This is a genomic window from Gottfriedia sp. NPDC056225 (genome assembly GCF_042267765.1).
Classification (GTDB): domain Bacteria; phylum Bacillota; class Bacilli; order Bacillales; family Bacillaceae_G; genus Gottfriedia.
This window is the reverse complement of sequence record NZ_JBHJTJ010000004.1, coordinates 1-26,033: the sequence shown is the minus strand read 5'-3', so window position 1 is coordinate 26,033 and position 26,033 is coordinate 1. Positions and strand designations below refer to the sequence as shown.

25 protein-coding genes are annotated in these 26,033 nt (G+C 32.6%); 21 read left to right on the top strand and 4 right to left on the bottom strand.

The features are described from left to right. Positions 1-37: 37 nt before the first annotated feature. Together ACFCYN_RS04725 and ACFCYN_RS04720 are read right to left on the bottom strand one after the other, a co-directional pair. The gene (locus tag ACFCYN_RS04725) at positions 38-484 is read right to left on the bottom strand and encodes a hypothetical protein (protein WP_172446913.1); all 447 of its coding nucleotides are present in this window, start codon (positions 482-484) and stop codon (positions 38-40) included. 60 nt (positions 485-544) lie between these two features. Beyond that, entirely contained in the window at positions 545-727 is a 183-nt protein-coding gene (locus tag ACFCYN_RS04720) for a hypothetical protein (protein WP_375947884.1), read from the bottom strand. Between the two features lie 563 nt (positions 728-1,290). On the opposite strand from ACFCYN_RS04720, the gene ACFCYN_RS04715 reads away from it, so the two are divergent. From ACFCYN_RS04715 to ACFCYN_RS04705, 3 genes are all read left to right on the top strand, one after another. Beyond that, on the top strand, positions 1,291-2,226 hold the full coding sequence (locus ACFCYN_RS04715) for a carbohydrate ABC transporter permease (protein WP_375947882.1): 936 nt from the start codon (positions 1,291-1,293) through the stop codon (positions 2,224-2,226). Beyond that, positions 2,226-3,056 (top strand): carbohydrate ABC transporter permease, encoded by an 831-nt coding sequence (locus ACFCYN_RS04710; RefSeq protein ID WP_172446916.1) that lies wholly within the window; start codon positions 2,226-2,228, stop codon positions 3,054-3,056. Before ACFCYN_RS04715 ends, ACFCYN_RS04710 begins: the two co-directional genes overlap by 1 nt. A gap of 129 nt (positions 3,057-3,185) precedes the next feature. Continuing rightward, on the top strand, positions 3,186-4,457 hold the full coding sequence (locus ACFCYN_RS04705) for an ABC transporter substrate-binding protein (RefSeq protein ID WP_172446917.1): 1,272 nt from the start codon (positions 3,186-3,188) through the stop codon (positions 4,455-4,457). Positions 4,458-4,977: 520 nt separating this feature from the next. On the opposite strand, the gene ACFCYN_RS04700 is transcribed toward ACFCYN_RS04705, so the two are convergent. Continuing rightward, entirely contained in the window at positions 4,978-5,997 is a 1,020-nt protein-coding gene (locus ACFCYN_RS04700; protein WP_375947879.1) for an NAD-dependent epimerase/dehydratase family protein, read from the bottom strand. Between the two features lie 136 nt (positions 5,998-6,133). Here ACFCYN_RS04700 and ACFCYN_RS04695 point away from each other — a divergent pair, with 136 nt between their 5' ends. From ACFCYN_RS04695 to ACFCYN_RS04675, 5 genes are all read left to right on the top strand, one after another. Further along, positions 6,134-6,805, top strand: a complete 672-nt coding sequence (locus ACFCYN_RS04695; protein WP_375947877.1) for a TetR/AcrR family transcriptional regulator — start codon at positions 6,134-6,136, stop codon at positions 6,803-6,805. Positions 6,806-6,926: 121 nt separating this feature from the next. Next, the gene (locus tag ACFCYN_RS04690; protein ID WP_375947875.1) at positions 6,927-8,756 is read left to right on the top strand and encodes a sensor histidine kinase; all 1,830 of its coding nucleotides are present in this window, start codon (positions 6,927-6,929) and stop codon (positions 8,754-8,756) included. Then, positions 8,734-10,287, top strand: a complete 1,554-nt coding sequence (locus tag ACFCYN_RS04685; RefSeq protein WP_375947873.1) for a response regulator transcription factor — start codon at positions 8,734-8,736, stop codon at positions 10,285-10,287. Before ACFCYN_RS04690 ends, ACFCYN_RS04685 begins: the two co-directional genes overlap by 23 nt. Before the next feature lie 89 nt (positions 10,288-10,376). After that, positions 10,377-11,339: a phosphotransferase enzyme family protein gene (locus ACFCYN_RS04680; RefSeq protein WP_375947871.1), complete on the top strand. Its 963-nt coding sequence runs from the start codon at positions 10,377-10,379 to the stop codon at positions 11,337-11,339. Between the two features lie 301 nt (positions 11,340-11,640). Beyond that, entirely contained in the window at positions 11,641-12,330 is a 690-nt protein-coding gene (locus ACFCYN_RS04675; RefSeq protein WP_375947869.1) for a winged helix-turn-helix domain-containing protein, read from the top strand. Between the two features lie 645 nt (positions 12,331-12,975). Here ACFCYN_RS04675 and ACFCYN_RS04670 read toward each other — a convergent pair. Beyond that, positions 12,976-13,122, bottom strand: coding sequence for a BH0509 family protein (locus tag ACFCYN_RS04670; RefSeq protein ID WP_375947867.1), 147 nt, complete (start codon positions 13,120-13,122; stop codon positions 12,976-12,978). Between the two features lie 792 nt (positions 13,123-13,914). Between ACFCYN_RS04670 and ACFCYN_RS04665 the strand changes: the two genes are divergently transcribed. The 13 genes from ACFCYN_RS04665 to ACFCYN_RS04605 form a co-directional block, all read left to right on the top strand. Then, positions 13,915-14,643, top strand: a complete 729-nt coding sequence (locus tag ACFCYN_RS04665) for a YveK family protein (RefSeq protein WP_375947865.1) — start codon at positions 13,915-13,917, stop codon at positions 14,641-14,643. 1 nt (position 14,644) lies between these two features. Next, entirely contained in the window at positions 14,645-15,340 is a 696-nt protein-coding gene (locus tag ACFCYN_RS04660; RefSeq protein WP_375947863.1) for a CpsD/CapB family tyrosine-protein kinase, read from the top strand. Further along, positions 15,337-16,110, top strand: a complete 774-nt coding sequence (locus tag ACFCYN_RS04655) for a tyrosine-protein phosphatase (RefSeq protein ID WP_375947861.1) — start codon at positions 15,337-15,339, stop codon at positions 16,108-16,110. The genes ACFCYN_RS04660 and ACFCYN_RS04655 overlap by 4 nt, the downstream gene beginning before the upstream one ends. 341 nt (positions 16,111-16,451) lie before the next feature. Further along, positions 16,452-17,327: a UTP--glucose-1-phosphate uridylyltransferase GalU gene (gene galU, locus ACFCYN_RS04650; RefSeq protein WP_375947859.1), complete on the top strand. Its 876-nt coding sequence runs from the start codon at positions 16,452-16,454 to the stop codon at positions 17,325-17,327. Between the two features lie 24 nt (positions 17,328-17,351). Next, on the top strand, positions 17,352-18,023 hold the full coding sequence (locus ACFCYN_RS04645; RefSeq protein WP_375948016.1) for a sugar transferase: 672 nt from the start codon (positions 17,352-17,354) through the stop codon (positions 18,021-18,023). A gap of 15 nt (positions 18,024-18,038) precedes the next feature. Then, on the top strand, positions 18,039-18,977 hold the full coding sequence (gene fcl, locus ACFCYN_RS04640; RefSeq protein WP_375947857.1) for a GDP-L-fucose synthase: 939 nt from the start codon (positions 18,039-18,041) through the stop codon (positions 18,975-18,977). A 28-nt stretch (positions 18,978-19,005) separates the two neighbouring features. After that, entirely contained in the window at positions 19,006-20,085 is a 1,080-nt protein-coding gene (gmd, locus tag ACFCYN_RS04635) for a GDP-mannose 4,6-dehydratase (RefSeq protein ID WP_375948014.1), read from the top strand. A gap of 210 nt (positions 20,086-20,295) precedes the next feature. After that, on the top strand, positions 20,296-21,105 hold the full coding sequence (locus ACFCYN_RS04630; protein ID WP_375947855.1) for a WecB/TagA/CpsF family glycosyltransferase: 810 nt from the start codon (positions 20,296-20,298) through the stop codon (positions 21,103-21,105). Then, a complete protein-coding gene (locus tag ACFCYN_RS04625; protein ID WP_375947853.1) occupies positions 21,105-22,175 on the top strand; it encodes a glycosyltransferase family 4 protein in 1,071 nt (356 codons plus the stop codon). Before ACFCYN_RS04630 ends, ACFCYN_RS04625 begins: the two co-directional genes overlap by 1 nt. 31 nt (positions 22,176-22,206) lie before the next feature. Beyond that, entirely contained in the window at positions 22,207-23,211 is a 1,005-nt protein-coding gene (locus ACFCYN_RS04620) for a Stealth CR1 domain-containing protein (protein ID WP_375947851.1), read from the top strand. Positions 23,212-23,244: 33 nt separating this feature from the next. Beyond that, a complete protein-coding gene (locus tag ACFCYN_RS04615; protein ID WP_375947849.1) occupies positions 23,245-24,435 on the top strand; it encodes a glycosyltransferase in 1,191 nt (396 codons plus the stop codon). 31 nt (positions 24,436-24,466) lie between these two features. After that, positions 24,467-25,669, top strand: coding sequence for a glycosyltransferase (locus ACFCYN_RS04610; protein WP_375947847.1), 1,203 nt, complete (start codon positions 24,467-24,469; stop codon positions 25,667-25,669). A 26-nt stretch (positions 25,670-25,695) separates the two neighbouring features. After that, positions 25,696-26,033, top strand: a 338-nt coding sequence (locus ACFCYN_RS04605) for a hypothetical protein (RefSeq protein WP_375947845.1), incomplete at its 3' end; no start/stop codon positions are given.

The following is a 26,033-nucleotide window of genomic DNA, read 5'->3' as shown; positions in this document are numbered from 1 at the left end:
TTTTATAAATTTTATATTTTCGTACTCTGATATTTGTTTATTCTTTTTTTATTGCCATGATTTTTAGTAGTTCGTGAAAGAGTTCTTGAGGCTGTTTAGTTACTTTGTACGTCTTTTCATCAACGGTGAGGTACCCTTTTTCGCTTAAGCCGAATATGTGATACTCTTTTTTGTATAATAGAGCAAAATCAAGATACTTATCGGTGAGATCGGTTTTTTTATGCCAAATCACTCTTCGATAGTTTGTTTTTTTTAATACGTCGATGATCGATTTAATCTCATTTTTTTGTTTGAACTTGTTGTTGTAAGAACTCATGTTCATTCCATCAATGTACTCCATAAAATCTATTTCCTCGATGGTTTTGTTAGTTGGTAACACCTGTTCGAAACGAATTGGGACGACCGCATACCAGATGATGCTTGCGAGGAGCACCAATCCGATGAAACTAATTAGTAGCCATTTTTTGTTGAATAAACCTTTCATATTTTCTCCCTTTTTTTGAATGTTTTACGCTCAAACTCAATCTCCGGATTAGCCAGAAAATCATTTTTCAATCGGTTTAGCCAGTATAATAGACACTAAAAACCCTACAAAACCGCCACCAATAGAACCGGCTAATGCTGAGTTAGTTTCGGCATGAAATAGGAAGACTCTAATTAAAAAATACGATATTGCAAATGAAAATGAGTATAGCAAATATACATAAATGCTCTTTTTCGAAATCATAAATTCCTCCAAAATTTATCAGCGCTAATAATTTAATTCCACAGTTTTTTTAATAAACCTTTAATTAAAAACAAGGAGCCGATGGTTATCGACTCCTTGTTTGAAAGATTAAAACTTCATGTCCCCAGTTAAAGCACCTGTAGTAATTGCAGCAGTAAGAATAACTAATATAAAGATTAATTAAAACTTCATAGCGACTAGTTTTTATAGCTTTTTTTACCTTATTGAAGGAAGTAAAAACTATATAATATATTACTAAACTAATGATTAGCGTTACTAAATCTATAAGAGTATATGGTTTGCTGATATATCTGTTTGAGTAAGTAGCAGTTCGGAATATAACGCTGTATAGCATTAAATTTATAAAGAAAAATTTAATAAGGTTCATTTGGATAACCTCCTTTTGTCCAATATTGTCATACGAAGAAGCCGATAATTAATCATGATTTTCACCAAATACCATTCATCAGAACAATCTAGTCAATATATTCCACCCTACTGTTCAAATGAATACGTTTTCACAAGTGGAGAGGTATTTTATGATGATAGTGGAGGTGTTACAGATGATTGAAACGAAAAAAGTGATTGATTCAAATTTATCAGATGCCAAGACAAAGAAGTCATCTAAAAAATTAAGAGATTTTTCAAATTATCTTACGTTTGTAGGACCAGTAGGTATTGTATTTGCAGCGATCGTGTTAACGCCATTTTTAATAGGGTTTTTCTATTCGTTTACTGAGTGGGATGGGGTAGCGGATTCTGCGAAGTGGGTCGGACTTGAAAATTATAAATACATTTTTACACAGGACAAAGATTTTATTCATTCATTTCTTTTAACTGGTAAATATACATTCTTCGCGGTGATTTTGACCAATGTCATTGGTTTTAGTTTAGCGTTGATTGTAACTCAAGCCTTGAAAACAAGAAATATTTTAAGAACGATATTTTTCCTACCAAACTTGATTGGTGGTTTATTATTAGGATTCATTTGGCAGTTCATTTTTAATAAAGGTTTAATTTCGGTTGGACAGTTATTACATTCAGACTTTTTACAAAGAGCACTTTTAGGAGAAGAAAAGGGTGCGTTTTGGGCGATTGTAATCGTGGCGGTTTGGCAAGGTGCAGGTTACATAATGGTTATTTATGTAGCGGCACTGCAAGGTGTGCCACAGGAATTAATTGAAGCAGCTCAAATTGATGGTGCGAATAAATTCCAGGTGTTACGTAAAATTGTTATTCCAATGGTAGCACCAGCTGTAACAGTTTGTTTATTTTTAACTATTTCATGGTCGTTTAAAGTGTTTGATACAAACCTTTCGTTAACAAATGGTGGACCGTTTAAGTCTACGGAAATGTTGGCATTAAATATTTACACTGAGGCTTTTGTTAATAACCGTTATGGATTAGGTGAAGCGAAAGCGATTGTATTCTTCGTAGTCGTTGCGTTAATTTCGGTGATTCAAGTTTACCTTACGAAGAAGAAGGAGGTTGAGGCATAATGCTAAAAGAACGATATACTAGCCTAACTTTTATATTAGAAGTAGCGGCAATCATACTTGCTCTCATCTTCTTAGTTCCTTTCTATTATGTATTAGGAAACTCGTTTAAATCATTTGCTGATATTTTGCAAAATACATCTTCGCTTCCAAAAAGCTTAGATTTTACAAACTATAAACAAGCAATTGAAGTAATGGATTTTTGGAAAGCGCTGATGAATTCTTTAATCGTGACAGTTATTAGTAATGTTGTAATCGTCTTTTTCTGTTCGATGGCAGCTTATAAATTAGTTCGTTCGAAAAGTAAGATTTCAAATGTCATTTTCTTTATCTTTGTAGCAACAATGGTTATTCCGTTCCAATCAATTATGATTCCATTAGTGAAGGTTGGAAGTACTCTTCATTTAATGAATAGTCACTGGGGATTAATAATCATGTATTTAGGCTTTGGTTCAGCTTTATCAATCTTCCTTTATCATGGATTTATTAAAACGATTCCGATTGAGTTAGAAGAAGCGGCAATTATTGATGGATGTTCACCGGCGATGGTTTTCTGGAGAGTTGTGTTTCCTCTATTAAAACCAATTACGGTTACAATTGTGATTTTAAATACGTTATGGATTTGGAATGACTTCTTATTACCATCACTTGTTTTACGAGATATGGAGTTAAGAACGATTCCGCTTGCTACATTCTATTTCTTTGGAGCATATACAAAACAATGGAACTTAGCATTATCTGGACTTGTTTTAGGGATCACTCCATTACTACTTTTCTACTTTGCAGCACAGAAACATATCATTAAAGGAATTACGAGCGGTTCAATTAAATAACGTGATTGGGTGGAAGCTATCAATATATTCCACCCATCATGTCAATATAGGCTATCCTTAGTTAAGAATTTTTAAATGTATAATGAAAGCGTATTCAAAATAAAGAATATTGAGACGGGGGTTTTTAGGATGAAAAAGATGCTAAAGGTTGCAGCAGCATTAACAACTTCAGTGATGTTATTCTCTGCATGTTCTGGAGGATCTTCAGACAAAGGTTCAAATGATTCAAAGGATAAAAAAGTAACATTAAACGTATTCCAGTTTAAAGCTGAGATTGCAAAAGATTTAGAACAAATGGCGAAGGATTATCATAAAGAAAATCCAAACGTAACAGTTAAAATTCAAACTGTTGGTGGCGGTGCTGACTACGGTGCTGCATTAAAAGCACAATTTGCTTCAGGTAACGAGCCTGATATCTTCAACAATGGTGGATTCCAAGAAGCAGTTACATGGAAAGATAAATTAGAAGATCTTTCTGACCAATCATGGGTAAAAGATTTATATCCAGGTACTGAAAAACCAATGACAATCGATGGCAAACTTTATGGTATGCCTATGAATACTGAAGGTTATGGCTTTATTTACAATAAAGACTTATTCGCAAAAGCTGGTATTACTGAGCCACCAAAAACTTTAAGCGAATTAACTGCAGCAGCTGAAAAGCTTAAAAAAGCAGGCATCACTCCTTTCTCAATCGGTTACGGTGAGTGGTGGATTCTAGGAATTCATTTATTAAATATTCCTTTTGCTCAACAACAAGATCCAGATAAATTCATGGCGGATGTGAATTCAGGTAAAGTAAAAATTCAAGACAACGAAAAATTCAAAGAGTTTATGAAACTATTTGATCTAACAGTTAAATACGGTAACAAAAATCCTTTAACAACTGATTACAACACTCAAGTTACAAACTTTGCTCAAGGTAAAGCTGCTATGATCCAACAAGGTAACTGGATCCAAGGTATGCTTGATGGAATTACTCCGAACATGAACTTAGGCGTATTACCAATTCCAATCAACGATGACAAAGAAGCAATGGACAAATTACCAATGGGTGTACCAAATAACTGGGTAGTTAACAAAAACTCTAAAAACAAAGAAGCAGCTAAAAAATTCCTAGAATGGATGGTTACTTCTGACACTGGTAAAAAATACATTGTTGAGAAATTCAAATTCATCCCAGCTTTAAAAACAATTCAAGGTAAAAACTTAGGACCTATCGCTGACGATCTATTAAAATACTCAAACGAAGGCAAAACATTATCTTGGAACTGGTTCAAATATCCAGACGGAGCTACTAACGAGTTTGGTGCAGCAATGCAAGCTTACGTTGGAAAACAAAAATCTTCTCAAGAAATGTTAAAATCTCTTGAAGATTCTTGGATGAAATTAAAAAAATAATAAATTGAGGCTTCCCTAAAATACCTCGATAGCCCACAAGGAATTTCCTTGTGGGTTTTTTATATTTTTGGGGGATGAACGGGTGGGGAGAGCCAGCTTTGCAATGATTGAGTCGTGATTTTGGCGATCATTAAGCAAAAATGGTGTATGAAAAGTGGAGCGTAGCGATATATCAATAAAAATAGGGCATTTATCAACAAAAACGAGCAATATATCAACAAAAATAGGCATTATATCAACGAAGTTCACAACTTTATCAACAAAGTACATATTGTGTTCGTATTTTTTGGCTCAAACGGGGTAGTATTCCAACGCGTAATGGCCTCTCAATGTAGGAGCATACAGCTTATGCACAAAACTCAACGCTTTATGAACAATTCTCCGCACTTATGCACAGAACTCCCAACAATATGAACGAAAACTACCAACTTTATGCACAAATCACCCGAACCCTTCTCTCACTCCACAAACACAAATAAACAGACATGCACCAACTCACATGCCTGCTCCAACCACAAAATCACAATACCCTAAACTCCATCAACTTCCGAGCACTATCCAAAACAGTCTCCTCAACCGGCAGCGGCTTCCACCCAAGTTGAACACGAGCTTTCTCTGAAGTATAGCGAAACTTCCTGCCCAGCATAGGAACCAATGCACGAAAAGCAGGATTTACCTTCGCAGCACTTTTTAACACGAAATCTGGAATACTTCTAGTCGAGATGTTTTTTCCAACCTCACCTAATTCATGCTTCAATAACTTAGCAATATTGTTCATCAACAAATAGCCACTACTAGCAATATATCTTTCCCCAGCAGCACTAGGCTCGGTCATCGCTAGGATATGCAGGTCAACTAAATCACGTACATCGACAATCTCAAATCCAATTTTCGGGTTACCAGGTCCATTTCCTTTGATTATTCTTTGAATCACTTCAATTGAACTTGGCACATTAGCTGAAAGAATTGGACCAAATATTGCCCCAGGAAGAATAGTTGTTAATTCGGTTGCACTGTTTTGTTCACGCATGAAATCCCAAGCGGCTTTTTCAGCGATTACTTTTGAGACGCGATATGCATTTATATTTTTATCGTTTGGATCTGTCCAAAGTGTTTCATTAACTTGTTGATCTTGGTTAGATATATCTGGTGTAGCTGCAGCTAGTGAAGAGGTCATGATGACTCGTTTAACGCCAGATTTTACAGATGCACGAAGGACACGGAGCGTTCCATCTCTGGCTGGAACTACATAGGAATCCAAGTCGTCAGTATTGCCAATGCTTAATGGAGATGCGATATGGAATACATAATCGACGCCTTCAACAGCTTCATTCCAGCCTTCGTCATTTGTCAAATCTGCTATGCAAAAGGATAATTGGTCAGTATCCTTGATATAGTTTGAAATTGTATTTATAACGACTTGTTCTTTGTCTTTGCTTCTTATTGTTGTTCTTACTTTATATCCTTGTTTTAAAAGTTTAAGAATAGCCCATCCACCTACAAAACCTGTACCGCCTGTTACTAAAACAGTTTTCGTCATAAAAGATACCTCCAATAATGTTACTATTCAAATGTATTGTATTATACAAAATGAACAAAATCAATTAAAAGTGTTCATTTTGCTCTGTATGTTCATTGTGATATACTTAACCTATCGTTAAACGAGGTGAAAATGAATGTTATCAGAGAATGAACGCCGAGCACAGATGGTTAGTAAAATTAATGATGAAGTTGTAAAAAATGGCTTTAAATCACTTACAATGGACGGAATTGCTAAGGTGATGGGCATTAGCCGAGGGAAATTATATCAGTACTTTTCAAACAAAGATGAAGTGATTGAGGCAGTAGTTTCTCGTTACATCACTTACATAGAGAACGTAACGGATATTGGAAATCCAGTTGAAAATGCAGAATTCGTAGATGAGTTTGTATCGATTTTCTTTCAAAACATCATCTTAGCTGGATCTGCTTCTGAAGTATTTTTAAATGATTTAAGAGCAAGCTATCCTGATCTTTACCAAAACTTTTCTAATTTGATGAATGAAAGAGATGCAGTCATACGGAATTTTTATCATTCGGGAATGAAAATAGGCGTGTTTCATAAAGGAATGAATGCACAATTGCTGACGATTCAAGATCAAACGATGTTATCTGTTTTAGTAATTCCGAAATTTCTATATATAAATGGGTTAAATCCTGGTACTGCAATAAGAGATTATTTAAAATTACGCATAGTAGCAGTTATTGATCCGGCGTATCACAACTTAGTAAATCAGCAAAAAATGGAAGAACAGATTAAACATATAGATGAAAAGTTTAGAAGAGTTTTGTGGAATGACTCTATTTAACAAAAAACAGCGGTGGTCGTCTGACTATCGCTGTTTTTATTCCTGTTTTTATATTTAATTTTTTAACTTTCTGATAAACTAAATAGTAAAGAGTGCAAACGTTTCCGCAAAGGATGTTATCATGAAAAATAGTATTAGAAGTAAGCTTATTATATTATTATTAATCGCTACGATCATTCCGTTTGGATTATCGATTATAGCGAATTATTTTTATACGAAAAACACGGTTACGAAGGAATTTGTAGATACAAATCATGATTTGCTGAAGCGTAGTGGGAATGATTTATTGAATTATTTCAATGAGATTTACGGTATTCCATTGTCGATTTACAGTAACAGACCTTTTTTGTCTGTTTTAGAAAACGGGGCTACTACTTATATTGAACAAAATTCAACTGAAATTCAACGTAGTTTATTAGGTCTATATTTTTCGAGAAGAGAAATCGTGCAACTGAATTTGTATTTTACAAAGGGTAAGGATGATTACACTGTATACAATGCAAAAGTGAGTAGTCGGGGGAAAATGAATAATTTCAATCAAATGCCCGCGTATCGAAATTTAAGTTTTACGAGAGGTTCATACTATATTCAACCTACTCATCCGACACAAAACTATAATAATTTATCTGATTTTCGAATCGCGCCACCTAAGCAAGTTGTTTCACTTCATTATTTTTTAAACAATGTTACTTCTGACCAATGGTTAGGTTTTCTTTCAATTGATATTGAGCTAAGTAGAATTAAAGAAATTTTTGATCGTATTTATAAAAAGGGAGAGGAACATCTTTACGTTGTAGGTGATGGGAATGTTGTTCTTTACTCATCTGAGAAGAAGTTAATTGGGAAAAAGCTAGACACGAAATGGTATAAGAAAATTAGCTCAGAAAAATCAGATGAAACTAGTTTTGAATGGAGGGATAAAGATTTTAGTGGGGTATATGTGTATGACAAAATGATGAGCAATCATCAACGATGGACAGTCATTAAAAGCATTCCTTATAAAAATCTTTATTATAATTCAACTCAATTGCTGAAAATTACAGTTACTTTAGGGGCCATTTCCGTGTTATTAGTCATCATTTTAACAATCATCGTTTCCTTCAGATTTACAAGACCAATCCGCATCTTAATTCGAGATATGCAGCGAATTGAGAAAGGTGAACTAGCTGTTTCATTCGATAGTTTAGGGAATGATGAGTTCGGTCAACTAGGGAAGCATTTTACTTCAATGGTCGATACGTTAAACGATCTGTATATAAAAGAGTATAAGCTTCAAATCGAGAACAAAACGAATCAATTAAAAGTACTTCAGTCGCAAGTGAATCCGCACTTTTTATACAATGCCCTGCAATCAATCGGAACACTATCATTAAAAAATGACGGGATTAAAGTGTATCGATTAATTATGTCACTTTCAAAAATCATGAGATATAGCATGAAGAATAATGAAGATTTTGTAACGCTTAAAGATGAATTAAATCATATAAAAGATTATTTATCGCTGCAAAATGAGCGCTATGACGGCAAGTTTGTCTATAACCTGGAAGTGGACGAAGGGTTAAACAAAGTAAAAATGCCAAAAATGATTTTACAGCCGATTGTGGAAAATTTCTTTAAACATGGCTTTGAAAAAAAGCAAATACTTGGTGTATTAAATATTTCAGTTCATAAACAACCAGATTTTAGCTTGAAAATTATAATAGCTGATAATGGTGAAGGAGCAACAAAAGAGGAAGTAGAAAAAATCACTGCGTCGCTATCAGACGATGGCTTACACACTACTGAAAGTATCGGTTTAAAAAATATTTCTGATCGTATTCAATTTTATTACGGTAAAAAGGCACAATTAAAAATAGAAAGTGTGAAGTATGAAAACTTTGTTGTAACAATCATCATACCGATTGAAATGGCTAAAGGGGAAATTAATCATGAAGGTTCTACTAATAGATGATGAAAAGCACGTAAGAGAAGGAGTAAAACTTCTTGCAAATTGGGATGTAATTGGCGTTACAGAAATATTAGAAGCAGAAAACGGAGCAATCGCTCAAGAAATAATTAAAAAAGAGCAACCTACCATTATTTTTACCGACTTAATGATGCCAGAGTTAGACGGTCGAGGTTTACTAAAATGGCTTCACACAGAAAATATTAAAAGCAAAGTAATTGTAGTAACAGGATATGATGACTATCATTATATGAGAGAAGCGATCCAGTTTGGTGCGTCGGATTATTTACTAAAACCAATCGATCCAGATATCTTAAATGAAACATTATTAAAAGTAGTATCAGATTGGAATGAACAAGAAAAGGAAAGAATTGAAGCATTAAATGATTTTCGTATGCTTCAGGAAGTCTTACCTGTTTACAGAGATAAGGAATTGACGAATGCAATTTTAGGGAAAGAATTTAATCGAAACTTCTTAATACAACTAGGATATGAAGAAGGTAAAACTTTGCATGTTTCTTTACTAAAACTACGAAATTTAGAAACTTTCCGGGATATTTGGCCTGAAGATTTATGTTACTTTGCCCTTTTAAATATTGTGAATGAAGTACTTCAAAAACATAATGATGGAATTGCATTTCAAAACTTACAAGGATCAAAGGAAATCTGCTTACTTTATTGGGGAGATGAAGTAACTGACAATATTCAGCATATCGCTAAAATTTTATCAACAGTAGTGCCGTTCCCGTTTCACTTTGCAATTAGTAGAAAGCTCGAAGTCGAATCAATTCCATTTGGATACGAAGAGGTAGTGAATGTTCTACAGCATATGAATATTTTAGAAAAGAGAGATTTACCGGTATATTCTTATACAGATGTAAAAGAATATAATCCGATTAATCTAGTTGAAATTGTTAACTTATTTGAACAAATGGTAGAGAAGCAGGATATTTATATTTACGACGAAGTCATTCAACTTTTTAGTAAACGAATTACCCAGCAAAAGTATCTTCCGTTTGCTCAATTACTTTCATTGCATCAAGAGTTTTTAATATTCTTTAACCACTGGATTAATAAGCTTTCACTTCAAACGATCGAGGGAGTGAATATCGAATTATTTTGGAATGCGAAAGGACATTTTGAAGTAGGTGAATATGTAGCTACACAAAGGGAAAGAGTACAATCAATTATTCAAGAGAAAAACCAGACTAATCAAGAGCTTAATAGCATAGAAGCAATCGCAAATTATATCCAACAAAACTATGCTGAGGAGATTTCACTTCAAGAGTTTTCAGAGAAATTTTACTTAAGCCGTGAATATATATCTCGTAAATTTAAACAAATATATGGTGTAAACATCTCGGATTATATTGTTTCAATTCGAATCGAAAAAGCGAAAGAATTACTAAAATTTCCGAATTTAAAAATCTATGAAATAGCAGGTAAAATCGGTTATCAAGACGATAAATACTTTCGAAAAGTGTTTAAAAAAATCGTCGGCATGACTCCAAATGAATTCCGAAACTTGAATGAATAAAAATATTTAGTAAAATAGTTGCAGGAAATTCCTGGATAAATGAGAAATAAGTAATTAGTTATTCATTTTATGTTTCGGGGGATTAAAAGATGGAACAAGCTGTTGAAAGAGTTTTTACGAAAGAAATTTTAAAAAATGCCGCGTCACAATTTGGCATAACAGTAGAAGCAAAACCAGTTGGAGAATTCGAGAATTATCTTTTTAAAGGCAAACTAGCAGATGGTACGGATCGCATATTACGATTAACGCACTCATCTCATCGCTCAAAAGAAGAAATTGAAGCAGAGCTGAAATTTTTAAAATATGCTAGAGAAAACGGTGCTAATGCAGCAGGTTCTTTAACTTCACTAAACGGTAATCTGGTAGAAGTTCAAAATGCAAGCGATGGCACAAGCTTCTTCGCTTCAATGTTTGAGTGGGCAGACGGTCAATTAGTTGATCGAACAAACCCAGCTGTATGGAATGACGATCTAATGTATACATGGGGTAAAACAATCGGCAAGCTACACGCGTTAACAGTTGATTACCCTGTCACCAATCGAGAGCATTGGGATGAAGAAGCTTATTTAAATGAAATGGTAGCAGACGAAGAGCTTGGCGTATATACGAAAGAACTAATCGAAGAAATTCAAAGCTATGAAAGAAAAAAGGATTCTTATGGACTAATTCATAGTGATCTACATCTTCATAATTTCTTCGTAAATGATAAAGGTGAAATAACAGTCTTTGATTTCGATGACCTACAATATAATTACTTTATTTCAGATATCGCAATCGTCTTGTACTACACAGCTTGGGGAAGCAAAGCATCATTCGAGGAAAAATCTAGCTTTGCAAAAAGACAGCTAGAGATTTTCAGAAAAGGGTACGAAACAGAATATATTTTAGACGAAGTATGGTATAGCCGTATTCCTGCTTTCTTAAAATGTCGTGATATTACGCTGTATCATGTGTTGAATATGAAGTATGATGAGAAAACTCCGAGAGTTATTGAGCTTTGTGAAGAGTTGAAGGATCGGATTGTTAATAGGAAGACGATAGTTGAGATTTAATTAAAAGAAGCTACGATTCAAACATGAATCGTAGCTTCTTTTTTATATAAATTTGGGGGAGAAACGTTAGTAGATGTACCTAATTCAGTATGATTTACAACTCAAATAGTTGCTAAAGTTCTCAGTTGAATCTGAGGTTTTTGACTAGTTTCTTCTATTATATGTATTACAATATCCCACAAAGATTAACCTGCTTTTAACCCCACGTAAAGAATTTGTAAAGGTATAGTGAAAGTCCCCCTTTTTTGTTAATAACCTATTAAAATGACCGTATACACAGTAAAAATGGGAGAGATATACGGTGGAGCAAATTGTCATCATCCAAGATCAAAATGAGATTGAAAATGTGCTTCAACAAAGTAATCAATTCGGTTTGGTGAAAATAAGCACATTTCCATATGAAGAGTTTAATGAAGAAATTCACCTTGGCTTCTTAAAAGGGTGCATAGTTCTAATGAAAAGCAATGTATTGGACGAGTTCATTCCAATAATAATGAGAATAAGACGAATAACAGAAATACCGATTATCTTATTAGTTGAAACTTACGATTCATACGAAGCAGCAATCTGTATTGAAGCTGGAGCGGATCATTATGTAAAATATCCGATTCATCCAAGAGACTTATCAGCAAGAATAAAAGCTGTTATGCGCAGAATTTGTAGTGAAAAAAAGGAAGATATTCGAGAAACAGTTTTACATTTTGGAGATATTTCTCTCTATTTAAATAGAGAAGAGGTTTATAAAAACAAAATGAGGATCGAATTAAACGGTAGAGAATACGCAATTTTACTATTTTTAGTAAAAAAAGCTGACTTCATCGTAACAAGAGAGGAGCTAATGGACGTAATTTGCGTCTATAAAAACAGAAGATTGATCGATATTTATATTCATAGTTTACGAAATAAGATTGAAGAATTCCCTAATTATCCTAAATATATTAAAACGATTAAGGGAAAAGGTTACCGTTTTGAAACGCTTAGTTTTGGATGACATTAAAAAGTCCCATGCGCATGCATGGGATTTTGTGTTGAGAGGCTTAATTGTGAAGAATTGTGCTTCTTTCTGAATGATACAGAGAGTAGTACAGAAACGGTTAAATCGCCTCAAATAAGACTAAAATCTAAAAAAGAACTATTACAGATCTGATGATAAATTACAGGTAATTAGACTAAAATTACCTCTTTTTTTACTAGTAAAGATTACAAATATTGACAGATTCAGGCGAATAAATGAATATATCAATTTTTTTAAGTGAAAATATACTTAAAAAAGTTGTGTTATTTATTTTGTATTAATCAAAACATTAAAAAAATCCTTATGTAGTAAGGGTTTAGAGTGTTTTGACTAGCTAAAAAAATTTTCCCAACCTAAACCAAATACTATAAAAATATATGAAATTTAGTAAAATTTAACATTAAATTTGGGTTAAAGCAGGCTCTTATAGATAGGAATAGCAGGTAAATACGAATAAAGCAGGAGAGTATTCGAATAATAATACGATTTTATGAATACTTAGTAAATGATTTCCATAAAAAGAAATGAATTTTCCCAATAATCAAAAGACCTAAATTAGATTATAGTAAATTTAAGTCTTTTTAGGTCTCTTGATATCGAGATTAATTGTATAATGCCAATTTATTCGGAATGATGTATCAAATATGTGTAAGTGGAATTATAAATATGCTCAAGATCAGCATCCGTCATAAAAACAAGCTCAGCCTTAGAAAGACCTTTCATTAATTCTAAAAAATGAATCATGTTTTTTCTTTCTTCTCTACTCATCAACAAACACTCCTTTAAAATATTTTTTTTGGATTCTGTATTAATACAGTGTATTATGTTATTAGTTATTATATAACAGAATTTATAAAATGTGCTATACTTTTTTGTAAGTTTGTTTAAGAATGTGCTTTTGTCATGTGAAATTAGTGTTTTTGTTGCGCAGAAGTATGATCCAGACGGTGTATTCATCAGCAAAAGATATTGAAGAAGAAACTGATACAGGTAAATACTTACAAGTTTGTCAGAAAATAATCATTAAATTGTAAGTAGTGACTTTGTAACTTATATGGTTTAATAAAAAATATGTGTAACATTTTTGTTGTGTATTGCTGAGGGAGTAAAAGAAACCTGGCTAATAAATATAAATTTCAATGGATCTCTCCATTTTTCGTGATGAACAGGGGAATTTATGGTCTTTTTGTTACAATAATGTTACAAATGTTAATTTAATTCAATTATTAGTTAATATGGATAAATTAAGAAATAAATTCATTTTATTACATAATTATTAAGTGATTTAATAAAAAAATCAGTTATACCTCTTGGTTTTATTTTGTCGAATTTTAAAAAAATTAAAAGATAAATGTAGAATTAATAGGTATTTTGTACTAATAAGCTGTAGGTTTCTGGTTGTGATTTATCTAAAAGATGTATAAAAAATAAATGTTTTTATTATAAAAATAGGTTAGTAGTGATATAATTTCTGACATGGTTGAATTTTGTGAATGAAAAATTATTGTAATAATAGAAAAGTAATATTAATGTAAAAGCATTTTCAATGGAGGTAAAAAGATGGAGGAAACAATTAGTTTACAGGAATTATTCGGCGTTATTAAAAAACGTCTTACGATGATTATCAGTATTACAGTTTTAGCGGCATTAGTTGCGGGGGTCGTTAGTTATTTATTTTTAACACCTATTTATCAATCATCAACTCAACTGTTAGTCAATCAAAAGGAAACAAAGGATTCTTCGATTTATCAAAATAATCAGGTGCAAACAAATGTTCAATTGATTAATACATACAACGTCATTATTAAGAGTCAGGCCATTTTAGATGAAGTTATTAAACAACTAAACTTAAATTATTCGGCCGCAGAATTGACTAATAAAATTACTGTTGCAAGTGAAACGAACTCACAAGTCTTCACTGTTTCTGTACAAGATACTGATCCAGCTCAAGCGCAAGCGATTACGAATACGATTGCAAGTGTGTTCCAAGATAAAATTAAAAAAATTATGAGCGTAAACAATGTAACTGTTTTAGCTAAAGCAGAGTTAGGCGACAATCCGAGTCCAATTAAACCTAACAAGAAATTAAATGTTGCGATTGGCTTTGTCGTTGGATTGATACTTTCTGTTGGTATTGCGTTCTTACTTGAGTTTTTAGATAACACAGTAAAAACAGAAAAACAACTTGAAGAGTTATTAGAATTACCGATTTTAGGTGTGATTTCTGAAGTTTCAAAGGGAAATGTTACACCTAAACTTAAAAAATTTAAACTGAGAAAGGGTGCGTAACATGTCTAAAAAGACTGCTAAAGAAACATTAAAAAGATTTCTTATTACATTAACAAACCCTAAATCTCCATTTGCAGAACAATATCGAACGGTTCGTACAAATATTCAATTTTCGTCAATTGATAAAAAAATAAGGTCAATCTTAGTAACATCATCTGAACCATCTGAAGGTAAAACAACGACAATTGCTAATTTAGCTGTGACTTATGCTCAGCAAGGGAAAAAGGTTCTTTTAATTGATGCGGACTTACGTAAACCGCAATTGCATTCTGATTTTAGGTTGGAGAATTTTAAAGGATTAACAACTGCTATTGCACAAGATAAGCCATTAAAAGATTTTATACAAAAATCTCAAATTGAGAATCTATCAATTTTAACTTCTGGACCGATTCCACCAAATCCATCGGAATTATTATCTTCAGAGAAAATGAAGAATTTGATTGCACAAATGAATGAGCAATATGACGTAATTCTTTTTGATGCGCCTCCTTTATTAGCGGTTACTGATGCTCAAATCATTTCGCAAGTTTGTGATGGGACTATTTTAGTTGTACGTAGAGGGTACACGGCAAAAGAAAAAATTAAAAAAGCAAAAGAATTATTAACACTTGTGAACACAAATATTCTAGGTGTGGTATTAAATCGAGCGGAACAGGATAAAGACGGTTATTACGATTATTATGGTAACGAAAAATGATTGATCTTCACTGTCATATTTTACCTGGCCTAGATGACGGTCCGATTACTATGGAAGACAGTATTAATATGGCTCGAGCTGCCGTGGACAATGGTATTCATACAATAGTTGCATCACCTCATCATCAGAATGGACGTTACAATACAGACAGAAAAAAGATATTAGAAAAAGTAGAAGAGCTAAATCATGTGTTAAAACAACATGATCTACCTTTAACGATTTTACCCGGACAAGAAGTAAGGCTATATGGGGAATTAATTCAAGACTTTGAATTGAATCAAATTGTTTCAATTAATGATGGAAGACGCTATTTACTATGCGAGCTTCCGTCATCTCATATTCCGCACTTCACAAATAGGTTATTTTACGAAATGCAAGCAAATCGGATTACACCAATTCTTGTACATCCTGAAAGAAATAAAGTTCTTATTAACGAACCTGATATCCTTTATGACTATGTCCAAAAAGGTATATTAACTCAAATAACGGCTTCATCAATAACAGGTAAGTTCGGTAAAAAAATTCAGAAGTTTACCTTTAAATGTATCGAGGCGAATTGGGTACATACTATTGCATCAGATGCTCACAATACAAAAATTCGGAATTTTGAGTTAATAGATGCTTATGAGATCATTCGAGAAAAATATGGAGTAGAATCTGAATTCCTATTTAGAGAAAATGCTCAAGCAATTGTAAATGGAAGTATTCTTTATCCAGAACAACCTCTCAAATTAAAACATAATATTTTTAGTCGTTTACTAGGGATTTAATAAACGATTGGTGATATCTCCTTACCGTTACTAATGGAGGTACTCGACTATATTGTGGTAGATGAAAATGGCTTAGATTTCCGTAAATCTAAATGTAAATAGACCTCTTGAAAGAACTCAAACTTAACAGGCTAAACGCATTAGAGCAAGGGAAATAAGAGTTTAAAAAATTATCTGCTTAGACGCCAGTCGTCAGAGGTATAGTGTGAGGTGGGGTTGGATGCCCTAAATTATATTTTTATAAAGGAAAATAGAGTTTCTTTTTGTGTATTTATTCACATGAATATAGAAGTAGAAACTTTATTATTTTGGGGAAAGAAAGCGATGGAGGGACTAAGTAAATGAAGAAAGTAAGAAAAGCAATTATACCAGCTGCGGGATTAGGAACACGTTTTTTACCTGCAACAAAGGCAATGCCGAAAGAAATGCTACCAATCGTAGACAAGCCAACAATCCAATATATCGTTGAAGAAGCAATTGCATCAGGGATTGAAGACATCATTATTGTAACAGGTAAAGGTAAACGTGCAATTGAAGATCATTTTGATTTTTCATTTGAGCTTGAACACAATTTATTAGAAAAAGAAAAATTTGCACTTTTAGAACAAGTAAAAGCTCCTTCTAATATTGACATTCATTACATACGACAAAAAGAACCAAAAGGATTAGGACATGCAGTATGGTGCGCACGTAATTTTATCGGTAACGAACCATTTGCGGTACTACTTGGTGATGACATAGTTGAAGCTGAAACACCGGGCTTAAAGCAGTTAATTGATCAATACGATAATACATATTCTTCAGTAATTGGTGTACAAACTGTACCGGAAGAAGAAACAAACCGATATGGTATTGTTGAACCGATTATGCAAGAAGGTAGAAGATACGAAGTAAAGAACTTTGTTGAAAAACCAGCACTTGGTACAGCTCCATCTAATTTAGCAATTATGGGTCGTTATGTTTTTACACCTGAAATTTTTAAGTTTTTAGAAGAACAAAATATTGGTGCAGGTGGAGAAATTCAATTAACGGATGCGATTCAAAAATTAAATTCAATTCAACGTGTGTTTGCATATGATTTCGAAGGAAAACGTCATGACGTTGGGGAAAAGTTAGGGTTTATTAAAACGACGATTGAGTTTGCTTTAAAACATGAAGATTTAAGAGATGATTTATTGGAGTATTTACATGACATGTTAACAGTAAATATTAAATAAGGATGGATGATCAGATTGAAAGCAATGAGATTTGAACAATCAGAATATGCTTCGCGACCACTCTTATCGAAGGAAACTGTTGAAAAAAATAGGATTTATTTATTTACTAAGCGCTTAATAGATTTATTAGGCGCTTTTTTGGGTCTTTTAGTATTATTACCAGTCTTTATTGTAGTAGCAATTATTATTAAATTAGAAGATCCAAAAGGTCCGGTTTTCTTTTATCAAGCTAGAGTCGGTAAAAATGGAAAAGAGTTTAAGATGTACAAATTCCGTTCAATGGTAACTGATGCAGAAGAGCGATTAAAAGAACTTTTACAACATAACGAAGTTTCAGGGGCGATGTTTAAAATGAAGGATGATCCAAGGATTACGTGGATTGGAAAGTTTATTCGAAAAACATCGATTGACGAGCTACCGCAGTTCTTTAATGTATTATTAGGTGACATGTCACTTGTTGGGCCAAGACCACCACTTCCAAGGGAAGTAGCGGAATACACAGATTACGATAAACAGAGATTACTAGTTACGCCGGGATGTACAGGTCTTTGGCAGGTTAGTGCTCGAAATAGTGTTGGCTTTGATGAAATGGTCCAATTGGATTTAACCTATATAATTAATCGTTCAATTATTTATGATATTCAGATCATTATAAAAACAGTTGGAGTATTGTTAGGTTCTAAGAACGCGTTTTAATAAGGGGAGAGAAAAGTGAAAAAAGATTCGAAAATATATATAGCAGGACATCGTGGGTTAGTAGGTTCGGCTATTTTGCGTAAATTACAAGAAGAAGGCTATACGAATCTAGTTTATCGAACAAGTAAAGAGCTAGATTTACGTGATTTTAAAGCTGTTGAAGATTTTTTCGCTGAAGAAAAAATTGAATATGTTTTCCTAGCTGCTGCTAAAGTTGGAGGAATTGTTGCAAATAATGAATACCCAGCAGATTTTATTCGTGACAATATTTTAATTCAAACTAGTGTTATTGATGCGGCATATAAAAATGATGTTAAAAAACTATTATTCTTAGGTAGTACTTGTATATATCCGAAAATGGCACCTCAGCCATTAAAGGAAGAGTATCTATTAACTGGTGAATTAGAGCCAACAAATGATGCCTATGCGGTTGCAAAAATTGCAGGGATTAAAATGTGTGAATCATATAATCGTCAATATGGTACAAAGTATATTTCAGCGATGCCTACAAATATGTACGGACCGAATGATAATTTTGATCTGCATACATCACATGTATTACCAGCGTTATTACGTAAATTTCATGAAGCAAAAGAAAGCAATGATCCAACTGTAACAGTATGGGGAACAGGTACGCCTTTGCGTGAATTCTTATATTCAGATGATTTAGCTGATGCTTGTATTTTCCTAATGAATAATTATGAAGGAAATGAAATTGTAAACGTTGGAGTAGGAAAAGATATTTCAATTGGTGAACTGGCGTCGAAAATTAAAAAGGTAGTGGACTTTAAAGGGGAAATTGTATTTGATACAACAAAACCAGACGGCACACCACGTAAATTAGTCGATATAACAAAAATTAATTCTTTAGGGTGGACGGCAAAAACCTCATTAGATGAAGGATTAGTTAAGGCATATGAAGCATTTTTAGCACAATTTCAATTAACGAAGTAAGTGAACGAGGAGAATAGAAAAAATGTCAATGAAGAAAAAAGCTTTAGTAACTGGTGTAACTGGACAAGATGGTTCTTATTTAGCAGAATTTTTATTAGAAAAAGGGTATGAAGTACACGGAATTATCCGTCGCAGTTCCTCTTATAACCAAGAGCGTTTAGAAGAGTTATTTAATGATGAAAAGTATGCATTTATGACTGATGAAAACTTTAACTTACATTATGGTGACGTAACTGATACATCAAATGTAATTCGTTTAATTAGCGAAATTCGTCCAGATGAAATCTATAACTTAGCTGCACAATCACACGTGCGTGTTTCATTTGATGTACCTGAGTACACTGCAGACGTTGATGCGGTTGGAACACTTCGTATTTTAGAGGCAGTTAGAATGTTAGGTTTAACAGAATCTACTAGAATATATCAAGCTTCTACTTCTGAATTATATGGAAAAGTACAAGAGGTACCACAAAAAGAAACAACACCCTTTTATCCACGTTCACCTTATGGAGTAGCGAAAATCTATGGTTTCTGGATTACAAAAAACTACCGTGAATCATACAATATGTTCGCCGTTAATGGGATTTTATTTAACCACGAATCAGAGCGTCGTGGTGAAACATTCGTAACACGGAAAATTTCGCTTGCAGCAGCACGTATTGCTCAAGGAAAACAAGATAAGTTAATGTTAGGTAACTTAGATTCTTTACGTGATTGGGGTTACGCAAAGGACTATGTAGAATGTATGTGGTTAATTCTTCAACATGATAAACCGGAAGATTTTGTTATCGCTACGGGTGAAATGCATTCGGTTCGTGAATTTGCGACATTAGCATTTAAAAATGCGGGAATCGAGGTTGAGTGGCAAGGGGCGGGAATTAACGAAATAGGTATCAATAAAGCAACTGGCGACGTAATTGTTGAAGTTGATCCGAAATTTTTCCGTCCAGCAGAAGTTGACCAATTATTAGGAGATCCTACAAAAGCTAGAACGTTATTAGGGTGGAACCCGACTAAAACTTCTTTTGAGCAGCTAGTAGAGATTATGGTTACTAATGATATGAAAAAAGTTGAAAATGAAGATCGTATAAAGAAGATGTTTGATTAAATAGAAAAAAGATAGTTGGACGATTATTAGCAAGTTATTAGGAAATCTTTAGTCTGTATTAGGACACTCCAGAACTTATTGAATATATGGATTCTAAAATGAAGAAAAAGGTACGAAAGTTTCTTTTTTCATATTTATTTCGAGTCTTTCTAAATATGTGGAAGTAAAAAATATTTTAAATTTTTTTAGTCAAAGGTGGAAGAAACACGGATGAGCATGAGTGAAGTAAAGGTTCAAGAAGTATTTGTTAGGAAAGTAGATAAGAGTAAAATCCCTTCTTGTAATATATTAGGTGTAAATATAGCAGCAATCAATATGGAATGGCTTTTAAGGTATCTGAAGACAAATGTAAAAAGTGAATCTGGCAACCTTTTAGCTGGTGATTATATCTGTGTTTCTAATGTTCATACAACTATTAGTTCTTTTGAGGATGCAGAATATTGTAATATTCAGAATGGTGGGTTAATGGCAATTCCTGATGGTGGTCCATTATCTACAGTTGGAAAAAAACGTGGCTACAAGGATATGTCTAGAACGACTGGTCCTAATTTAATGGAAGAATTGTTTGAACGATCTGAAGAGGCGGGTTTTCGCCATTTTTTTTATGGCTCCACAGAAGAGACTCTTAAGAAAGTATACACAGAGCTTTTAAAGAAAAATCATGATATTCAAATTGCTGGAATGTATAGCCCGCCTTTTAGACCGTTAACGGATGATGAAGATATGTTAATTATTAAACAAATAAACGAGACTAAACCAGACTTTATTTGGATAGGTCTTGGTGCCCCTAAACAAGAAAGATGGATGGCGGATCATTTAGGTAAACTTGATGGGTTAATGATTGGTGTAGGAGCTGGTTTTGATTATTTCGCTGGGAATATAAATCGGGCACCAAATTGGATGCAGAAGAATAACTTGGAGTGGTTTTACAGACTAATTCAAGAGCCAAAAAGACTCTTAAAAAGATACATGTATACAAACACAAAATTCATTTGGCATGTGATGGTTAGGGGGAAATGATGACTTCAAATAAAAAAAAGATATGTATGGTTGTTCCAAATTCGATGGTTAAGGGTGGAATAGCTGCTGTAGTTAATGGTTATCATGGCTCATTAATAGAGAAAGAATTTAATTTGATGTACGTAGAATCCTACAAAGATGGTGGGAAGTTAACGAAGTTTTTTAAAGGAATATGTGGATATCTTCATTTTATAAAGGTCTTATTATTGAACAAACCTGATTTTATTCATATTCATTCTTCTTTTGGAGCTAGTTTTTATCGGAAAATGCCTTTTATTTATATGGCATATTGGGCTAGGAAACCGATTATTAATCACATTCACGGTGCAGAGTTCGAGCCGTTTTATCTTAATGCTTCTGATAAGAAAAAAGAGCTAATTAAAAAGGTTTACAATAAGTGTTCGATACTGATTGCATTATCGGATGAGTGGAAAGAAAGGCTGAAACTTATTGTTTCAGAGGAAGTTATTAGTGTTGTAGAGAATTATAGCGTCATCTACGATGAAACTATTGAGGCTAAAATTAATATAGAACCAAATAAACAAGTATTATTTTTGGGGGAGATTGGTAAACGTAAAGGTTGCTATGATATTCCAGCTGTGATTGAAAAGGTTGTAAAACAAATACCCGATGTTAAATTTATACTTGGCGGTACCGGTGATGTTGAACTGATTAATGAGTTATTGCAGAAGTATGGAGTTGAGAAGAATGTTTTATTCCCTGGGTGGGTTCGTGGTGAAGATAAAGATAGGTTACTGAAACAGAGTGATATTTTTTTCTTACCTTCCTACAATGAAGGAATGCCTATGTCTATTCTCGATGCGATGGGTTATGGTATGCCAATCGTCAGTACTAATGTTGGGGGGATTCCTAAGTTAGTTCAATTTGAAAAGAACGGCTATACATTGGAACCGGGAGATACTGTTGGGTTTGCAAAGGCTATAATCGAACTATTAATAAATCCTGAAAAATTACAAACATATGGATTAAATAGTTATGAAATCGTAAAGAGTGATTATTCATTAGAAAGACATTTAAATCTATTAAAAATAATTTACAATAGACTGTAATGTAATAGTTTATTTTTGTGAGGGAAAAGTAATGGAACAAAAAATAGATTTTGTAATTCCTTGGGTTGATGGAAATGATATATTATGGCAAAAAGAAAGAAATAATTATTCAGATAATCCTCAAGATTTTAATTCTGCACGTTTTAGAGATTGGGATTTACTTCGTTATTGGTTTAGGGGAGTAGAAAAATTTACTCCTTGGGTTAATAAAATTTATTTTATCTCTTGGGGACATTTACCTGAGTGGCTAAATACTAATAACCCAAAACTTGTAGTTGTTAATCATAAAGATTATATACCTTCTGAATATCTCCCAACATTTAGTTCGCATACGATTGAACTTAATATCCATAGAATTAAAAACTTATCCGAACAATTTGTATATTTTAATGACGATATGTTTATTATTAATTTAATGAAGAAAGAAGATTTTTTCAGAAAAGGATTGCCGTGCGATTCAGCAATATTAAATAATAGAACGCTTAACCATAAAAGCAAATTTGTAGTACCCTTTGTTAATGATGCATATATTAATAAACATTTCAAGTTGTTTCAAGTTTTTGGTAAACAACCTTTAAAGTGGCTTTCTCCAAAATATGGTGTATACAATTATAGAAATATTTTATCATTACCTTGGAATAGATTTGCAGGATTTTATGACTTTCATATTCCTTATTCTTACACCAAAAGATTATTTAAAGAAGTGTGGAATGAAGAAGGTGAAATATTGGAGAAGACATGTTTAAACAAATTTAGAAATGACACGGATGTTAATCAGTGGTTAGTCAGATATTGGAATTTAGCTAAAGGGACATTTCATCCACGATCAATCAAAACAGCGAAATTATTAGACTATGATAGTATGTCATTATCTACTTTTGAATATACAAGGAATGTTGAAAATGTAATAAAAAATCAGAAATATAAAATGGTTTGTATAAATGATAGTCCAGAGCTTGATTTCGAAATAGCACAGCCTATTTTAAAAAATGCTTTTGAAGATTTACTGTATGATAAAAGTTCGTTTGAAATATAGAAATTAAAAGTAATTATTAATATAGGGGAAAATATGAAAAAAATAATTTTATCAATCTATAACTTATATAATGGAGGGGCAGAAAGAAGTCTGGTTAATTTTTTAAACGAGATTGATCCCCAAAAATATCAAGTTGATTTAATGCTATTCGATAGGAGTGGGATGTTTTTAAATCAGGTTCCCTCTCATGTAAACATACTTGAAACACCCGTTATTCTTGAAAAGCTTTATGGAAAAAAAAGTATTAGTTCCATCTTGGATATAAAAGGGATTGGTTTATATTTATTTAAATTAACTGCTTCTTTAATATCTAAAATAGCTGCTCATCCACTAACTGCATTTAAGGCTTTTAGGTGGCATAAATTTTATAAGAGATTCGTACCCAAATTAGAAGGAAATTATGATGTAGCTATTGCATATTGTTCTGGAGACATCATGTTTTATACTGCAGAAAAGATACAAGCTGAGAAAAAAATTACTTGGGTACATAATGATTACCGGTCTGCACAGCATCCTAAAAGATATGATGAAATATATTTTGGGAAAATGGATAAGATTATTTCAATTTCCGATTTATGTGTTGACATTTTAAAAGAAGAATTTCCTCAGTATAAAGATAAATTTTTATGTCTCCCTAATCTTACTTCATCTATTGTTTTAAAGAAACGGGCTCATGAGTTCATACCATCTGAGTTTGACTATCAATATATTAATATTTTGTCAATTGGACGATTAAATGAGCAAAAAGGTTTCGATTTAGCTTTAGAAGCAGCTTATATAATGAAGAAACAAGGAATAAAGTTTAGGTGGTATGTAATAGGAAATGGTGAATTGGAGAGTCTGCTAAAAAAGAGTATTAATGAAAAAAATATGCAAGAAGACTTCGTTCTTTTAGGAATGAGAGATAACCCGTATCCTTATATATTGAATTGCGATATATTTGCACAGACTTCTAGATTTGAAGGGAAATCAGTTGTTATTGATGAGGCTAAGATTCTTGAGAAGCCAATATTGTGTACCAACTATCCGACTGTATATGATCAAATTAAGGACGGTAGTGAAGGGATAATTGTAGAAATGACCCCGAAAGATATATCTGATGGAATTTATAGACTAATAGAAGATGAAGAATTAGGAAACTCAATTAAGTATTACCTTGAAAAACACGAATATGGCAATCAAAAAGTAGTTAACAATTATTATGAAATGATTGATAGTGTTTAAACAATAATAAGAATATAGTATGGGTGAGATAATGAAAGTTCTAATTGTAATAAGTGATTTATGCAGCGGTGGTGCCCAAAAAAGTTTAGTCTCTTTTTTACAAGTTCTAGAAAAGTATGATTCAAAAATAGAAGTTGATTTACTTGTCTGTTCAAAGCAAGGTATGTTTTTAAATCAAATACCTTCAGTTTATAATATTTTGGAGGTACCTTATGACATTGCATGTATGAATAACTCCCCGACAAGTAAGTTGTTTAGGGAATCACTTTGTTTTAGAGGGATTACGGGTAAGATATTTAGATATATTACTTTGCCATTTATGAATAGGAAATACAATAAATTAAATAATCATCAGATACTATGGCTCCAATGGAAAAGGTTTATTCGTGAAATAGATGTTGAGTATGATGTTGCAATGTCATACATTGATGGTTATTCAAATTATTTTGTAATAGATAAGGTTAAAGCAAAGAAAAAGATTTTATGGGTGCATAATGAATATGAAAAACTAACCTATAATTCTGAATTTGATAATGAATATTATTCAAAAGCAGATATAGTAGCAACAATTTCAGAAATGTGTGTTCAAAGTTTTATAAATAAATTTCCTAAATTGTCCGAAAGTGTATACAAAATAGAAAATATTTCATCACCGACTCTAATTAATAAAATGGCAGATGAGTATTTTCCAATAGAATACAAATCTAACATTATAAAACTTCTCTCGATAGGTCGTCTTAATTCACAGAAAGGTTTTGATATTGCTATAGATGCCGCAAAAATCTTACAGGATTCCGGATTGGAGTTTACGTGGTATATCATTGGAGACGGTGGAGAAAAAGCAGAGTTAATATCCCAAATCCATCGTAATGGATTAGAAAAAAGAGTAGAATTGTTGGGACTACGAGAGAATCCATATCCGTATATAAAGAACTGCGATATATTTGTCCAAACATCAAGATATGAAGGTAAATCCATCGTATTAGATGAGGCAAAAATATTATACAAACCTATCGTTGTTACCAATTATACGACAGTAAAGGATCAAGTTACAGATGGGAAAAACGGTATGATAGTTGAAATTACTCCAGAAGGGATTTCAAAAGGAATAATCGAGTTGAATCAAAAAATTGATTTGCAAAGAAAGTTTGTTAATGAATTGTCTAAAGGTACAAGTGGAAATGAACAAGAAATTATCAAATACATCAATATGCTTAATGGTCAAAATATATGAGAAAATTAGAACGAAGTGATAGATTTTTGTTAAACAAGCAAGACATTAAATACTTTTTCTTACTTTTCCCTTTTTGTACAACACAATTTGTTAACTTTGAATATCGGTCATTACTTAATTTTTTATTTGAAGTATTTAAAGTGTTGGCTATACTGTATTATTTGATTAATTTTAGACGTACAAAAATAGAATTTAATAAAATAATATGGCTTCTTGTTGCTTATGAGTTTTGTTATTTGATTCCATCAGTATTCAATGGATCATTGACCATGAGAACTTTTTATTTATGGATAAAAGAAGCATATACCATTATTTTTTTAGGTATAATAATTGCCAAATTACTGAAAGAAAACTATTTAAGAAC

Excerpts from the sequence above, each read along its gene's own strand:
- ACFCYN_RS04725 (WP_172446913.1), bottom strand. The coding sequence starts at position 484 with ATGAAAGGTTTATTCAACAAAAAATGGCTACTAATTAGTTTCATCGGA.
- ACFCYN_RS04720 (WP_375947884.1), bottom strand. The coding sequence starts at position 727 with ATGATTTCGAAAAAGAGCATTTATGTATATTTGCTATACTCATTTTCA.
- ACFCYN_RS04715 (WP_375947882.1), top strand. The coding sequence starts at position 1,291 with ATGATTGAAACGAAAAAAGTGATTGATTCAAATTTATCAGATGCCAAG.
- ACFCYN_RS04710 (WP_172446916.1), top strand. The coding sequence starts at position 2,226 with ATGCTAAAAGAACGATATACTAGCCTAACTTTTATATTAGAAGTAGCG.
- ACFCYN_RS04705 (WP_172446917.1), top strand. The coding sequence starts at position 3,186 with ATGAAAAAGATGCTAAAGGTTGCAGCAGCATTAACAACTTCAGTGATG.
- ACFCYN_RS04700 (WP_375947879.1), bottom strand. The coding sequence starts at position 5,997 with ATGACGAAAACTGTTTTAGTAACAGGCGGTACAGGTTTTGTAGGTGGA.
- ACFCYN_RS04695 (WP_375947877.1), top strand. The coding sequence starts at position 6,134 with ATGTTATCAGAGAATGAACGCCGAGCACAGATGGTTAGTAAAATTAAT.
- ACFCYN_RS04690 (WP_375947875.1), top strand. The coding sequence starts at position 6,927 with ATGAAAAATAGTATTAGAAGTAAGCTTATTATATTATTATTAATCGCT.
- ACFCYN_RS04685 (WP_375947873.1), top strand. The coding sequence starts at position 8,734 with ATGAAGGTTCTACTAATAGATGATGAAAAGCACGTAAGAGAAGGAGTA.
- ACFCYN_RS04680 (WP_375947871.1), top strand. The coding sequence starts at position 10,377 with ATGGAACAAGCTGTTGAAAGAGTTTTTACGAAAGAAATTTTAAAAAAT.
- ACFCYN_RS04670 (WP_375947867.1), bottom strand. The coding sequence starts at position 13,122 with ATGAGTAGAGAAGAAAGAAAAAACATGATTCATTTTTTAGAATTAATG.
- ACFCYN_RS04665 (WP_375947865.1), top strand. The coding sequence starts at position 13,915 with ATGGAGGAAACAATTAGTTTACAGGAATTATTCGGCGTTATTAAAAAA.
- ACFCYN_RS04660 (WP_375947863.1), top strand. The coding sequence starts at position 14,645 with ATGTCTAAAAAGACTGCTAAAGAAACATTAAAAAGATTTCTTATTACA.
- ACFCYN_RS04655 (WP_375947861.1), top strand. The coding sequence starts at position 15,337 with ATGATTGATCTTCACTGTCATATTTTACCTGGCCTAGATGACGGTCCG.
- galU (WP_375947859.1), top strand. The coding sequence starts at position 16,452 with ATGAAGAAAGTAAGAAAAGCAATTATACCAGCTGCGGGATTAGGAACA.
- ACFCYN_RS04645 (WP_375948016.1), top strand. The coding sequence starts at position 17,352 with ATGAGATTTGAACAATCAGAATATGCTTCGCGACCACTCTTATCGAAG.
- gmd (WP_375948014.1), top strand. The coding sequence starts at position 19,006 with ATGAAGAAAAAAGCTTTAGTAACTGGTGTAACTGGACAAGATGGTTCT.
- ACFCYN_RS04630 (WP_375947855.1), top strand. The coding sequence starts at position 20,296 with ATGAGCATGAGTGAAGTAAAGGTTCAAGAAGTATTTGTTAGGAAAGTA.
- ACFCYN_RS04625 (WP_375947853.1), top strand. The coding sequence starts at position 21,105 with ATGACTTCAAATAAAAAAAAGATATGTATGGTTGTTCCAAATTCGATG.
- ACFCYN_RS04620 (WP_375947851.1), top strand. The coding sequence starts at position 22,207 with ATGGAACAAAAAATAGATTTTGTAATTCCTTGGGTTGATGGAAATGAT.
- ACFCYN_RS04615 (WP_375947849.1), top strand. The coding sequence starts at position 23,245 with ATGAAAAAAATAATTTTATCAATCTATAACTTATATAATGGAGGGGCA.
- ACFCYN_RS04610 (WP_375947847.1), top strand. The coding sequence starts at position 24,467 with ATGAAAGTTCTAATTGTAATAAGTGATTTATGCAGCGGTGGTGCCCAA.